Annotated in this window: 11 protein-coding genes and 1 tRNA gene; 7 read left to right on the top strand and 5 right to left on the bottom strand. The window is 70.0% G+C overall.

Annotated features, from left to right (window positions below):
• From HGA02_RS00875 to HGA02_RS00885, 3 genes are all read right to left on the bottom strand, one after another.
• On the bottom strand, positions 1 to 679 hold a 679-nt coding region (locus tag HGA02_RS00875), incomplete at its 3' end, for a 1-phosphofructokinase family hexose kinase (protein WP_168676542.1).
• Between the two features lie 115 nt (positions 680 to 794).
• On the bottom strand, positions 795 to 1,154 hold the full coding sequence (locus HGA02_RS00880) for a nucleotide pyrophosphohydrolase (RefSeq protein ID WP_218051293.1): 360 nt from the start codon (positions 1,152 to 1,154) through the stop codon (positions 795 to 797).
• A gap of 46 nt (positions 1,155 to 1,200) precedes the next feature.
• Positions 1,201 to 2,016, bottom strand: coding sequence for a VOC family protein (locus tag HGA02_RS00885; protein ID WP_343035183.1), 816 nt, complete (start codon positions 2,014 to 2,016; stop codon positions 1,201 to 1,203).
• Positions 2,017 to 2,513: 497 nt separating this feature from the next.
• Between HGA02_RS00885 and HGA02_RS00890 the strand changes: the two genes are divergently transcribed.
• Positions 2,514 to 4,169 carry a glycosyl hydrolase family 18 protein gene (locus HGA02_RS00890; protein WP_124344262.1) on the top strand — a complete coding sequence of 552 codons (1,656 nt, stop codon included), beginning with the start codon at positions 2,514 to 2,516 and terminating at the stop codon, positions 4,167 to 4,169.
• 205 nt (positions 4,170 to 4,374) lie between these two features.
• Here the strand turns inward: HGA02_RS00890 and HGA02_RS00895 are convergent, their stop codons facing one another.
• Both HGA02_RS00895 and HGA02_RS00900 read right to left on the bottom strand, forming a co-directional pair.
• Positions 4,375 to 5,259: a hypothetical protein gene (locus HGA02_RS00895; RefSeq protein ID WP_246247253.1), complete on the bottom strand. Its 885-nt coding sequence runs from the start codon at positions 5,257 to 5,259 to the stop codon at positions 4,375 to 4,377.
• Entirely contained in the window at positions 5,259 to 5,807 is a 549-nt protein-coding gene (locus tag HGA02_RS00900; protein ID WP_168676547.1) for a DUF6318 family protein, read from the bottom strand. The genes HGA02_RS00895 and HGA02_RS00900 overlap by 1 nt, the downstream gene beginning before the upstream one ends.
• Positions 5,808 to 6,000: 193 nt before the next feature.
• Here HGA02_RS00900 and HGA02_RS00905 point away from each other — a divergent pair, with 193 nt between their 5' ends.
• The 6 genes from HGA02_RS00905 to HGA02_RS00930 all read left to right on the top strand — a co-directional run bounded on the left by HGA02_RS00905 (position 6,001) and on the right by HGA02_RS00930 (position 13,434).
• Positions 6,001 to 6,357 carry a VOC family protein gene (locus HGA02_RS00905; protein WP_168676550.1) on the top strand — a complete coding sequence of 119 codons (357 nt, stop codon included), beginning with the start codon at positions 6,001 to 6,003 and terminating at the stop codon, positions 6,355 to 6,357.
• Positions 6,358 to 6,693: 336 nt separating this feature from the next.
• Positions 6,694 to 8,808: a family 43 glycosylhydrolase gene (locus HGA02_RS00910; protein ID WP_168676554.1), complete on the top strand. Its 2,115-nt coding sequence runs from the start codon at positions 6,694 to 6,696 to the stop codon at positions 8,806 to 8,808.
• Between the two features lie 135 nt (positions 8,809 to 8,943).
• Positions 8,944 to 10,353 carry a glycoside hydrolase family 10 protein gene (locus HGA02_RS00915; protein WP_425483019.1) on the top strand — a complete coding sequence of 470 codons (1,410 nt, stop codon included), beginning with the start codon at positions 8,944 to 8,946 and terminating at the stop codon, positions 10,351 to 10,353.
• A gap of 73 nt (positions 10,354 to 10,426) precedes the next feature.
• On the top strand, positions 10,427 to 11,932 hold the full coding sequence (locus HGA02_RS00920) for a non-reducing end alpha-L-arabinofuranosidase family hydrolase (protein WP_168676561.1): 1,506 nt from the start codon (positions 10,427 to 10,429) through the stop codon (positions 11,930 to 11,932).
• Positions 11,933 to 12,185: 253 nt separating this feature from the next.
• Positions 12,186 to 12,258, top strand: a tRNA-Arg gene (locus HGA02_RS00925).
• 219 nt (positions 12,259 to 12,477) lie between these two features.
• Positions 12,478 to 13,434 carry a DUF4365 domain-containing protein gene (locus HGA02_RS00930; protein WP_168676565.1) on the top strand — a complete coding sequence of 319 codons (957 nt, stop codon included), beginning with the start codon at positions 12,478 to 12,480 and terminating at the stop codon, positions 13,432 to 13,434.
• The last annotated feature ends 175 nt before the right edge of the window (positions 13,435 to 13,609 follow it).

A 13,609-nucleotide genomic window follows, 5' to 3' on the forward strand; every position in this document is an offset into this window, starting at 1 on the left:
CGAGCCCGCGCTCGACGAGCCGTCGGGCGCCCTCGCGCAGGTCGTCGAGGCTGTCGGAGTCGGCGAACCCGCCCTCCAGCAGCTCCTCGTGGCTGATCTTGAGCACCGCCCCGCCCGCGTCCGCGAAGGCCGCGGCGGCGCGACCCGACAGGTCCGCGACGACCGTCTGCCCGGCGGCCCGCAGGTCGCCCGCGAGCCGTCCGACGACCGCGGCGGGGAGGATCCGCGGCGGGTCGGCACCGGTGAGGACGGTGATGTCGGCGTCCATCGCCTCGACGAGGACGGTGCCGTAGAGGTCGTCGAGCTCGTGCCGGTCGAGCGGGTGCGGCGGTGTCTCGGCGAGCTCCCGACGGTCGCCGTCGCGGCGGTCGTGCACGTAGGCGCCGTTGCCGCCGGCGTACGCGGTCGGTCGGACCCGCAGGCGCTCGACCTCCGCGAGGTGCGCGAGCACCGTGCCCGTCTCGCCGCCGAACGGCCCGCAGACCACGACCTCCGCGCCGAGCGACACCGCCATGCGGCCGACCCACAGCCCTTGCCCACCGGCGTGCACGTGGACCTCGGGGTGCGACTCCTCGCTGGTCGGGGGCTCGATCGTCACGGTGAGCAGCGGCGTCGGCGCGAGGACGCACACGCGTGGCCCGGCGGACGGTTCCGCGGTCCGGTCGTGCGCTGCTGGCATGCGTCGAGTGTGGCGGTGGCCCCGGTACTGCGCCAGGGCGGGAGGCGCGCCTGCTCCGGGCCTGTCGCGGTGGTGTGCCGGCTTGGCCGGGCCGGCCCGCGGTGACGTCGTCGGGTCAGGGCTTGTCGGGTGCGCGTCCCCGGACCTCGTCGGCGGCGAAGCGGACGTGCGACGCGGCGAGCTTCGCGCGTGCGGCTGCGCCCAGGTCGACACCGAGCACGTCCGCGAGGCACACGAGGTAGATGAGCACGTCGGCCATCTCCTCGCCCGCACGGGCCTTGCGCTCGGGCACCGCGAACGTCGCGATCGCGTCGTCGGCGCGCACCCACTGGAACAGCTCGGCGAGCTCGCCGACCTCGCCGACCAGGGCGAGGATCACGGACTTGGGGTCGTGGAACTGCTGCCAGTCCCGCTCGGTGGAGAACTCCCGCACCAGCCGCGTGAGCTCGGCGATCTCGCGCTCGTCCGTCGTCACGGCGTCAGCCTGGCACGGTCGTCGAGGACGGGGGAGCGTCGGCCCGTCATGCCGGCGGCGTGAACTGGCTCGCGGTGAAGACGGCGCCCTGCGGGTCGCGCACCGTGACGGTCCGGGTCCAGTCGGAGTCGTCGGTGCCGAGGACGGTCCCACCGTGCTGCTCGACGAGCGCGGCGGTCGCGTCACGGTCGGCGACGGCGAAGGTGACGTGCCAGTGGGGCGGCTCGTCGGGTGCCGCGGGCACGACCCAGCCGATCGCGTCGGCGAACCCGGGCGGGGCCGAGACCGCCTTCTGCCGCTCGTGGATGTCGGGGTCGACGGTGGCGGCGAGGTGGTCGCCGTAGCCGGGGACGCGGATCATCGTCCCGAAGCCGAAGTCGCTCAGCTCCCACCCGAACGCGCGTCCGTACAGCTCGCTTGCGGCCGCGGGGTCCGGGGTGTGCAGGTCGCTGAAGTTCCACGTCCCCGGTGCGTTGGTGATCTGCGCGCCGAGCCGGCGACGGGCCTGCCACAGCCGCAGGCCGGCGCCCTGCTGGTCGGTGAACGCGGCCCACGTGCCGCCCTCGCCCGCGACCGTGGGGCCCGTCGTGAGGGTGCCGCCTGCGGCTTCGATGCGCGCGAGCGCCGCCGCGACGTCGTCGACCGCGACGTACGTCTGCCACGACGGGTCGGCGGGCGCCGTGCCCGCCGGTGTCGCCGGGCCGCCGATGCCGGCCGCGTCCTGCCCGTCGACCTGGGCGATGACGTACCGCACGGGCGCGTCCCGCGGTGTCGCGTCGTGGAACGTCCAGCCGAGGACTGCGCCGTAGAACTGGATCGCGGCCTCGACGTCGTCCTGCTCGACGTCCACCCAGGACGTCACGCCTTCGGGGTAGGTGCGCTGCACGGTCGTCCCCTCGTGTGGATAGTCGTGTGCGGTGTGCGGTGTGCGGTGTGCGGTGTGCGGTGTGCGGTGTGCGGTGTGCCGCGGCGCGGCTCGTCCCGCATGTGCCGTCGGTGCCGTCGAGCCGTCCTCGCGAGGTCGACGCTACGACCGACCACCCACACGAACGAGTGGCTCGGGTCTCACTCGTTCGAGTGATCAATTCGCCCGGTCGGCCGAGGCGAGCAACCGTTTGCCCCACAATCGGTGACACGTGTCCGTGGGAGCGGTCTCAGGGCTCGTGACCAGCGTCAACGCAGTTGTTCACATGCCGCTGACCTGCACTCCTGCGAACGCGGCGGGGACGGACACCGCCAGGTTCGGGTGCGCGCGACGTCGTTGACCGCCCTTCCGGGCCGTCGCTACTGTCGCAAGTGAACCATTAGTGAGTGATCTTTACAAATCGCCCGGTTCCACCCGTCCCCCCAGGAGGCCACATGCGTCCCCGGTTCCACCGACCCTCACGACGCCGACGGGCGCTCGCCGCGACGGCGATCGCAGCCGTCACCGGCGTCATCGCCGCGCTCGTCGCCGCGAGCCTGCCCACCGCGGCCACCGCCGCCGGCTCCCTCACCGCCACGTTCACCTCCACCGGCGACTGGGGCACCGGTCACGAGGTGTCGGTGAAGGTCAACAACGGCACCACCGCCTCGATCCCGACGTGGACCCTCGAGTTCGACCTGCCCAGCGGCGTGCAGATCACGAGCTCGTGGGACGCCGACGTGACCCGCAGCGGCAACCACTACCGCGTCACCGGCAAGAGCTGGGCCGGCGCGCTCGCCCCCGGCGCCACGCAGTCGTGGGGCTACGTCGCCTCCGGCGCGTTCAAGCAGCCGACCGGCTGCACCGTCAACGGCGGCGCGTGCACCGGCGGGCCCGGCCCGTCGCCGACCAGCCCGACGCCGACTCCCACCCCCACCACTCCGAAGCCGACGCCCACCACGCCGACGCCGACCCCGACCGACCCGGGCACGCCGTCCGGCCAGAAGGTCGTCGGCTACTTCGCGGAGTGGGGCGTCTACGGCCGCAACTACCACGTGAAGAACATCGACACGAGCGGCTCGGCGTCGAAGCTCACGCACATCCTCTACGCCTTCGGGAACACCACGGGCGGCCGCTGCACGATCGGCGACTCCTACGCCGACTACGACAAGGCCTACACCGCGGCCGAGAGCGTCGACGGCGTCGCCGACACGTGGGACCAGCCGCTGCGCGGCAGCTTCAACCAGCTGCGCGAGCTCAAGAAGAAGTACCCCCACCTCAAGGTCATCTGGTCGTTCGGCGGCTGGACCTGGTCCGGCGGCTTCACGCAGGCCGCGCAGAACCCGGCCGCCTTCGCCGAGTCCTGCTACAACCTCGTCGAGGACCCGCGCTGGGCCGACGTGTTCGACGGCATCGACGTCGACTGGGAGTACCCGAACGCGTGCGGTCTGAGCTGCGACAGCAGCGGCCCGCAGGCCTTCAACAACGTGGTGACCGCCCTGCGGAACAAGTTCGGCTCGAAGGCGCTCGTCACCGCCGCGATCACCGCGGACGGCAGCAACGGCGGCAAGATCGACGCCACCGACTACGCCACCGCGGCGCAGAAGCTCGACTGGATCATGCCCATGACCTACGACTACTTCGGCGCGTTCAACCCGCAGGGCCCGACCGCCCCGCACTCGCCGCTCACGTCGTACCCGGGCATCCCGCAGGCCGGCTTCAACTCCGCCGACGCGGTCGCGAAGCTCAAGGCCAAGGGCGTCCCGTCGAGCAAGATCCTGCTCGGCATCGGCTTCTACGGCCGCGGCTGGAACGGTGTCTCGCAGACCGCCCCCGGCGGCTCCGCGACCGGACCCGCCCCCGGCACGTACGAGCAGGGCATCGAGGACTACAAGGTCCTCAAGAACCGCTGCCCGGCCACCGGCACCGTCGGCGGCACCGCGTACGCCAAGTGCGGCAGCGAGTGGTGGAGCTACGACACCCCGTCGACCATCAACGGGAAGATGTCGTGGGCCAAGAGCCAGGGCCTCGGCGGCGCCTTCTTCTGGGAGCTGTCGGGTGACACCACGAACGGCGAGCTCATCACGGCCATCAACAACGGCCTGAAGTAGCGCGCGCCGGCGCGGCGACGCGGCCCCGGACCCCTCCACTCTCCTCGGGTCCGGGGCTTCGTCGTCCCCGGGGTCGTAGTCCCTCGCCCCTCGGCTCCTCGGCGCCCGGCCGCCATCGCCCCGGCTGGGCGCTCACTGCAGCGGCTGTCAGCGTCTCGGCACGAAGTGGAAGCCGTGTCGCGGCCGACGCGACGCGGCTTCCACGTCAACAGTCGTCGGGCTTGGGGACGTCGGTGCAGAGGTCGTCGACGAGCCGTGACCGGCGCTCGACGACCTCGAACGGTGCGCTCGTCGTCGACGTCTGCGCCGTACCGGTCACCGGATACCAGGTGTCGTCGCCCGCGATCCGGTAGCGGCCTGACCACTCGGTCGTGAGCGTGACCCGGAAGGTGCCGGTGTCCTCGTACATGCGGAACGTGTCGTGATCGGGGTAGGGGTGCCCGGCTGACCGCGTCCAGAGGTCGGTGCCGTCGCCGAAGTCGTAGTGAAACCGCTCTGGGGTCGCGACGACCTCGACGTCGTAGCCGGCGAGGTCGGTCTGGAACGTCTGCTCGACGCGCTCCGTCCGGACGATCGTCTCCTTGTTGACCAGCACCCACCCTCGATCCGGCTGGAGGATCAGCACGGGCGCCGCCAGCGGCAACCGCCGGAAGTCGTCGACGGTGAACACGGGCCGGAGGTCACCGCACCCACCGGCATCGATCTGCTGCCAAGGGCTCCAGCCCACCGGACCGATCGGGATCCGGCGCCACAGGGGCAGCTGGTATGCCTCGCCGCCGCAGTCGATGGTCAGGGCTTCGTCGATCCCGGTTGGACACGAGCCGTCGACGTTGCCCTTCACCCATCTGCCGGCGGCCTCTCGACATGCGGCTGCCCGCTGGTACTCCGGATGCCGGCCGGGCTGAGCGGCCGCGACACCCCTGGCTCGCGCAGCGGCCGCGGCCGCACGTTGGCTCGCCAGATCGATGGCTTCGCGCGTGCCGGACGTACCGCCGTGGTGCTGGAAGTCCCGGCCGGGCTCCGAGACTGACGTGGTCGCAAGGATCGCGGCCGCCGAGAGCGCGACTGTGACGACGCCGATTCGCTTCATCATGACGGCGTGAGGCTGCCGGACTCCATGACGTCGACCGCGTCTACTTGCCAGCCGTCGGTCCAGCTGAGCGCGAAGTAGAGGTCGGACTTGCTCTCCGGATCTTGCACGACGACCTCACCGGTCGCCGAGCGACGCGTCGATGCGAGCTGCTTCACCCGCAAGGTCGCGGTGTACCACTCGGACGGGGAGACCTCGGCGCCGTCGGCGTACTCGACGACAGCCCCTCCGCCCTCCTCGGTCTCGCCAGCGGCGCGGCTCTGGTGGATGTCGCTGATCGCCGAATGACAGAAGCTGCAGGAGTCGCTCGACAGGCGGTCCAGCTCAGCCGTATCGCCGGTGGTGTAGGCGTATTCGTACACGCCGATGAAGTACTCGGCCAGGGCCGCAGCGCCGTCAGCGCTTGGCGTGTCCATCGCCGGATCGCGCTCCGGGGGCGCGTCCGGGCCGGACGGCGCCGTGGGGCTGGCGGACGCGGCGGAGCCCGTCGGGCTCGAGGACGTGGTCGAGCCGTCGTCGGACGGGGCGATCGTCGTGCATGAGGTCATGGACGGGACACCAGCCAGCAGTGCGATGGCGAACGCCCCCTGCGCAGTTCGTCGTCGAAGCATGGGCGCGAAACTACCGAAACCGGACAGGTGGCGGTGGGGTCGGCTCGAATCTGTGGACAAGCCAGCACCCACGAGTCATCCGACAGAGCAGCGATCGAGGGTGTCGGTGGCGGGGCGTAGCGTCCGGCGCATGGCCATCGCCCGATACCCCGGTCTCGTCATCGACTGCCCCGACCCGCCGGCGCTCGCGCGGTTCTACGGGGGGCTCCTGAGCTGGGAGGTGTCCGGCGATGAGGGCTGGGCGGAGATCCGCGAGGGGAGCACTCAGTGCATCTCGTTCCAGCGGGTCGAGGCGTTCACACCGCCCCAGTGGCCGGGTCAGGACGTGCCGCAGCAGATGCACCTCGACGTGATCGTGCAGGACCTCGATGCGGCCGAGCCGGAGGTGCTGGCGCTCGGTGCGACGAAGGCCGAGTACCAGCCGGGGGAGACCTTCCGCGTGTTCCTCGACCCGGCGGGTCACCCGTTCTGCCTCTGCGTGAGCTGACGGCGTCACCCAGCCGGTCGGTGAGCTGACGCCGTTTCGCGCAGGCTCCGGCCGACGCTGAGGTTGTCGTCGGCGCTGTCTCCGCGCGAGCAGAGCAGGCCGTCGCGCCTGCGCCCGCCGGATTCGGGTGACGCACCGCTTCGACGCGCCACCGCACCGCCGCCGCGGGCGTCCCGAAACGGTCCGGTCCCTTCATCGGTGAAGAACTGCCCGCCTCCGAATCGTTTTGCACCCGGTCGGTTCTGCCCTGCTCCGTGCCAGAGTGTCCGCGTCCTGCCGTGTTAGCGCTAACACACGGCGACGCGTGAGCCCTCACACCCGCACCTGGAGACGGCCATGAGCGACGACGACGTCGACTTTCGTGAGCGAAGCGGTTCGACCCCGAGCACGGCAACATCCCGACGACGACGGCGGAGCTGGGCCGGCGCGCTCGTCCTGACGCTGGCCGCCACGGCCGCCCTCACGGCGACCGCGGCACCTCCCGCGCAGGCGGCGTCGATCGACACCTCCGCGTCGTACGTCCTGGTCAACCGCGGCAGCGGCAAGGCCCTCGACGTCTACAACCTGGCGACCACGGACGGCGCGAAGATCGTGCAGTGGGCGCGCAACGACGGCGCGCAGCAGCAGTGGCAGTTCGTCGACTCCGGCGGCGGCTACTACCGCCTCAAGTCGAAGCTGTCCGGCAAGGTGCTCGACATCAACGCCCGGTCGACCGCGGACGGCGCCGCCGTCATCCAGTGGACCGACGCGAACTCCACCAACCAGCAGTTCAGCGTCCAGGACGTCGACGGCTACATCCAGCTCATCGCGCGGCACAGCGGCAAGGCCGTCGAGGTCCAGGGAGCGTCCACGGCGGACGGCGCCAACGTCGTGCAGTACGCCGACTGGAACGGCGCCAACCAGCAGTGGCAGCTCGTCCGCGTGGGCGGCACAGACCCGAACCCCAACCCGACCGGGACGTTCACCAACCCCGTCGTCTGGCAGGACTTCGCCGACGGCGACATCATCCGCGTCGGCGACGCCTACTACTACTCCGCGTCGACCATGCACTACTCGCCGGGCGCGCCGATCCTGCGCTCGTACGACCTCGTCAACTGGGAGTACGCCGGCCACTCGGTGCCGCGGCTCGACTTCGACGACAGCGGGTACGACCTCAACGGCGGGCGCAAGTACGTCAAGGGCATCTGGGCGTCGGCGCTGACCTACCGCAAGAGCAACAGCACCTACTACTGGCTGGGCTGCACGGAGTTCAACCGCACGTACGTGTACACGGCGCCCGGGGTCGACGGGACCTGGACCAAGAAGGCCCGGATCAACGGCTGCTACTACGACGCGGGCCTGCTGGTCGACGACAACGACACGATGTACGTCGCGTACGGCAACGGCACGATCAGCGTCGCGCAGCTCAACGCGGACGGCACCGCGCAGGTGCGCGCGCAGCAGGTGTTCCAGACGCCGTCGAGCGTCGGGACCCTCGAGGGCGCGCGCTTCTACAAGCGCAACGGCTACTACTACATCTGGCTGACGCGGCCGGCGAACGGCCAGTACGTGCTGCGGTCGTCGTCGCCGTTCGGCCCGTACGAGATGCGGCAGGTGCTGCTCGACCTGCCCGGTCCGATCTCGGGCGGGGGAGTGCCCCACCAGGGCGGGATCGTCCAGACGCAGGCGGGCGACTGGTGGTACATGGCGTTCACCGACGCGTACCCGGGCGGCCGCGTCCCGACGCTCGCGCCGCTGACCTGGAGCGCTGACGGGTGGCCGTCGGTGCAGACGGTCAACGGCCGGTGGGGCCAGACGTACGACAAGCCGCGGATCTCGACGACCAAGACGGTCGCGTCGATGATCGGCCGCGACACCTTCACGGGCCCGACGCTCGGCCACCGGTGGGAGTGGAACCACAACCCCGACACCAGCCGGTTCAGCGTGAACAACGGCCTGCGGCTTCAGACGGCCACCGTCACGAACGACCTCTACAACGCCCGCAACACGCTGACGCACCGCATCCAGGGTCCGACGTCGACGGCGACGATCGAGCTCGACTACTCGACGATGGCCGATGGTGACCGGTCGGGCCTGGCGATGCTGCGGCAGTCGTCGGCCTGGATCGGCGTGGTCAAGAACAACGGTCAGACACGCGTCGTGATGACCGACGGGCTCACGATGAACAGCTCCTGGGCGACCACCGGCACGGGCGTCGAACGCGCCGGCGCCACCGTCAGCGGCGGCCGGATCTGGCTGCGCGCGAAGGCCGACATCCGCCCCGGCTCCGGCCGGACGGCGACGTTCTCCTACAGCACCGACGGGACGAACTTCGTCCCGCTGGGGCCCTCGTTCACCCTGAACAACTCGTGGGAGTTCTTCATGGGCTACCGGTTCGGGATCTTCAACTACGCCACCCGAGCCCTCGGCGGAGCCGTCACGGTCCGCAGCTTCGACCTCACCACGCCCTGACGAGGCGTGCCCCAGTCCGACGGCGCACCGGTGCGCCGTCCCGGCAGAGAGCGAGTGACGATGCACACGAATCACCAGACCCGACGCCACGGATGGCGACCACGGGTCGCGGCCCTGGCGGCCACGACCGGCCTGGTGCTCACGACGTTCGCCGCCGTGGCGGGCCCGGCGCAGGCCGCGTCGACGCTCGGCGCGTCGGCGGCGGAGAAGGGCCGGTACTACGGCACCGCGATCGCGGCGGGGCGGATGAGCGACAGCACGTACCTCAACATCGCGAACCGCGAGTTCAACATGATCACGGCCGAGAACGAGATGAAGATGGACGCGACGGAGCCGTCGCAGGGCCGCTTCAGCTACACCAACGGCGACCGCATCGTGAACTGGGCGCTGAACAACGGCAAGCGCGTGCGCGGGCACACCCTCGCGTGGCACGCCCAGCAGCCCGGCTGGATGCAGAACATGTCGGGCTCCGCGCTGCGCAGCGCGCTGATCAACCACGTCACGCAGGTCGCGTCGTACTACCGCGGCAAGATCTACGCCTGGGACGTCGTCAACGAGGCGTTCGCCGACGACGGGCGCGGCAGCCGTCGCGACTCGAACCTGCAGCGCACCGGCAACGACTGGATCGAGGCCGCGTTCCGCGCCGCCCGCTCGGCCGACCCGGGCGCGAAGCTCTGCTACAACGACTACAACACTGACGGCATCAACGCGAAGTCGACCGCCGTCTACAACATGGTCCGCGACTTCAAGTCGCGCGGCGTGCCGATCGACTGCGTCGGCTTCCAGGCGCACCTCGGCACCAGCCTGCCCGGTGACTTCCAGGCGAACCTGCAGCGCTTCTCCGACCTGGGCGTCGACGTGCAGCTCACCGAGCTGGACATCCAGCAGGGCGGCAACCAGGCGAACATGTACGCCCAGGTGACCAACGCGTGCCTCGCGGTCGCGCGCTGCACCGGCATCACGGTGTGGGGTGTGCGCGACTCCGACTCGTGGCGCACCGGTGCCAACCCGCTGCTGTTCGACTCGTCGGGCAACAAGAAGGCGGCGTACACCTCGGTCCTCAACGCGCTCAACGCCGGCACCAACAACCCGGACCCCGGTGGCAGCTCCTCGATCGAGGCCGGCGCCTGGTACGTGCTGGTCAACCGCAACAGCGGCAAGGCCCTCGACGTCTACAACCTCGCGACGAACGACGGCGCCCGCATCACGCAGTGGAGCCGCAACGACGGCAACCAGCAGCAGTGGCAGTTCCAGCTGAACAGCGACGGCTACTACGAGGTCAAGTCGCGGCTGTCGGGCAAGAACCTCGACGTGTCCGGCAAGTCAACCGCCGACGGCGGCGCCATCGTCCAGTGGACCGACAACAACGGCGCCAACCAGCAGTGGCGCGTCACCATCACCAACGGCTACGCGACCCTGATCAGCCGCCTCAGCGGCAAGGCCCTCGAGGTGCAGGGCGCCTCGACGGCCGACGGCGCCAACATCGTCCAGTACTCGAGCTGGAACGGCGCCAACCAGCAGTGGCAGCTCGTCCGCGTCGGCTGACCGACACCTCTCACCGGGGTGGGGTGCCGACCGGGCACCCCACCCCCGAGACCCCCGAAGGAGTGGGACACACATGAGAACGACCCCAGGAACGCTCGTCGTGAGCGGGCGGCGACGCCTGCAGGCGGGCCTGATGGTGCTGAGCGTCGCCGCCGCCGGCATGGTCGCCGCGGTGACGGCGTCGCCGCCGGCGCAGGCCGCGTCGATCGACACCAACGCGTCGTACGTGCTGGTCAACCGCAGCAGCGGCAAGGCGCTCGACGTCTACAACCTCGCGACGACCGACGGCGCGAAGATCGTGCAGTGGGCGCGCAACGACGGCTCCCAGCAGCAGTGGCAGTTCGTCGACTCCGGCGGCGGCTACTACCGCCTGAAGTCCAAGCTGTCGGGCAAGGTCCTCGACATCTCGAGCCGCTCGACGGCTGACGGCGCCGCCGTCATCCAGTGGTCCGACGCGAACTCGACGAACCAGCAGTTCAGCATCCAGGACATCGACGGGTACATCCAGCTCATCGCCCGGCACAGCGGCAAGGCCGTCGAGGTGCAGGGCGCGTCCGGCTCCGACGGTGCCGCCGTCGTCCAGTACGCCGACTGGAACGGCGCCAACCAGCAGTGGCAGCTCGTGCGCCTCGGCGGGGGCACGGACCCGACCACGCCGCCGCCCACCGGTCAGTGTTCCCTCCCGTCGAGCTACCGCTGGTCCTCCACCGGTGCGCTCGCGCAGCCGCGGTCCGGCTGGGCCTCGCTCAAGGACTTCACGACCGCGCCGTACAACGGCCAGCACCTCGTCTACGCGACGACGCACGACTTCGGCACGTCGTGGGGCTCGATGAACTTCGGGCTCGTCTCGAACTTCTCCCAGCTGGGTTCCGCGTCGCAGAACGCCATGTCGTCCGGGACGGTCGCGCCCTCGCTGTTCTACTTCGCGCCCAAGAACATCTGGGTGCTCGCCTACCAGTGGGGCGGCGCGGCGTTCTCCTACCGCACGTCGAGCAACCCCACGAACGCCAACGGCTGGTCGTCGCCGCAGACCCTGTTCTCCGGCTCCATCAGCGGCTCCGGCACCGGCCCGATCGACCAGACCGTCATCGGTGACAGCCAGAACATGTACCTGTTCTTCGCCGGCGACAACGGCAAGATCTACCGCGCCAGCATGCCGATCGGGAACTTCCCCGGCTCGTTCGGGTCCTCCTCGACCGTCGTCATGAGCGACACCACGAACAACCTGTTCGAGGCGCCCCAGGTGTACAAGGTCAAGGACCAGAACCTCTACCTGATGATCGTCGAGGCCATCGGCGCCAACGGTCGGTACTTCCGCTCGTTCACCGCCACCAGCCTTTCCGGGACGTGGACGCCCCAGGCTGCGACCGAGAGCCGCCCGTTCGCCGGCAAGGCCAACAGCGGTGCGACGTGGACGAACGACATCAGTCACGGTGAGCTGATCCGCACCTCCGCGGACCAGACCAACACCATCGACCCCTGCAACCTGCAGCTGCTCTACCAGGGCCGCTCGCCGTCGTCCGGTGGCGACTACGGCCTGCTGCCGTACCGGCCCGGCCTGCTGACCCTGCAGCGCTGACGGTCGCACCACCGCGTCGCCTCTGGGGTCGCTGAGGGGCACGGACGCAACACCGCGGTGACGTGGAACGGAGAGGGCGGGCTTCTGATGGGAGCCCGCCCTCTCGCGTCGTCTCCCGTGCGCGCGTCCGGTCGGCCACGGCACGTCACCACTCCGACGGGCGGACGACTCGGCGCCATGGCGTGCCGGTAGGCTGACCACCGCGTCGGCACGCCTCAGGGCCGCCGGCGCCGCACGGGTTCCACGAGCCCGAGCGCCTGTAGCTCAGGGGATAGAGCACCGCTCTCCTAAAGCGGGTGTCGGCAGTTCGAATCTGCCCAGGCGCACACAGGTGTTATCGCAGCTCAGGGGCTACATGGACGCCGCGGCCGCGGTCGGGCGGTGTTCGATTTGCCGGACATCGGTCAGCGTGTGGTCAGCGACCGATCTCAGGACGTGGACGGTCTGGCAAGGACGTGGACGGACGTTCGCGGGCGCTTGCGTTGTCCGGGGCCACTCCAGCATCTGCAGCCCTCAGGGGCGCCCGGACCGGGGAGGATGTCGGTATGCGCCGCAAGCCTTCTGCCAAGGTCGCCAGCGAGGGAGTGACCTACACTCAGCTGGCCATCCAGAGCGCGCTGGGTTGGCTGTTCCGCGAGCAGCCGACCGAAGACTACGGAATCGACGCGCACGCTGAGGTCGTCGACGGCGAGGACGTACGGGGCCGGCTGGTTGCCCTGCAGATCAAGGGCGGTCCGAGCTGGTTTCGGGAGGCCGCGCCTGGCGGCTGGTGGTTCCGGCCGAATGCCGATCATGTGGCCTACTGGCTCAACCACTCTCTGCCGGTCGCGGTGGTCCTGTACCACCCCGACACGAAGCGCTGCTACTGGCAGTTGGTGAACCGCCAGACGCTGTCGCCAACGTCTACTGGCGGCTGGAAGCTGCTTGTGCCGGAAGATCAGGTGCTCGACGCAAGCGCCGCGGATGCGCTGCGCGCGGCCGCTGAGGGCGACCCGTATGTCCTCCGTATCCGCCAGCTGCAGTTGGCGAAGCCCTGGATGGAACTGCTGGCCAGCGGAAGGCGGCTGGTGGTGGATATTGAGGAGTGGATCAACAAGACGTCCGGCCGTGGCTCGATCTCGCTCGGACTGGACAACGAAGACGGCAAGAAGCCCGAAGAACTAGCGAATTGGGGCGTGCTCCTGGGTCTCGCAAGCTATGCCGATGTGCTGCCGCGGCTATTCGCGTGGGCCGACGTGCAGGTGCACGAGGAGACCTACGACGACGCGGAGTACGACGCGTACGAAGCCGAGTGCGTCTTCTACGACAGTGAGGGAGACCGTTTCGCGAGTGAGGGCTTTGAAGAGTGGCGTGCCAGCAGGCAGAAGCAAGGCCTGCGGCCCTACGCCAATGGCGCCGGGGAAGTGGATTTCTGGCGGCTGGAACTGACTCTCAACGAGCTTGGGAAGGCGTTTCTGGTCGTCGATAGATTTGGGACGACGGGGGGCAGGTTGTTGACGTAGGCGTTTACGTGCGGCGACGTGGGCACATCGAAGCGGTGACGCCGTGATCGGGGGAAGCTGTGCGTACGCGTGACCGGGCAGCGTCGCCGGCACTGCGCGGACGTGGTTGCTCAGGAGGGCAGCACGAAGGTGGGGTCGCCGCCGCGCTCCTCATCGCACCTAGCCTTCCCGCTCC

Source organism: Cellulomonas septica (genome assembly GCF_012396155.1).
Classification (GTDB): domain Bacteria; phylum Actinomycetota; class Actinomycetes; order Actinomycetales; family Cellulomonadaceae; genus Cellulomonas; species Cellulomonas septica.

Bases quoted from the DNA above. Each gene is read 5' to 3' on its own strand.
- HGA02_RS00890 (WP_124344262.1), top strand. From the start codon at position 2,514: ATGCGTCCCCGGTTCCACCGACCCTCACGACGCCGACGGGCGCTCGCC.
- HGA02_RS00920 (WP_168676561.1), top strand. From the start codon at position 10,427: ATGAGAACGACCCCAGGAACGCTCGTCGTGAGCGGGCGGCGACGCCTG.
- HGA02_RS00910 (WP_168676554.1), top strand. From the start codon at position 6,694: ATGAGCGACGACGACGTCGACTTTCGTGAGCGAAGCGGTTCGACCCCG.
- HGA02_RS00930 (WP_168676565.1), top strand. From the start codon at position 12,478: ATGCGCCGCAAGCCTTCTGCCAAGGTCGCCAGCGAGGGAGTGACCTAC.
- HGA02_RS00905 (WP_168676550.1), top strand. From the start codon at position 6,001: ATGGCCATCGCCCGATACCCCGGTCTCGTCATCGACTGCCCCGACCCG.
- HGA02_RS00895 (WP_246247253.1), bottom strand. From the start codon at position 5,259: ATGAAGCGAATCGGCGTCGTCACAGTCGCGCTCTCGGCGGCCGCGATC.
- HGA02_RS00900 (WP_168676547.1), bottom strand. From the start codon at position 5,807: ATGACCTCATGCACGACGATCGCCCCGTCCGACGACGGCTCGACCACG.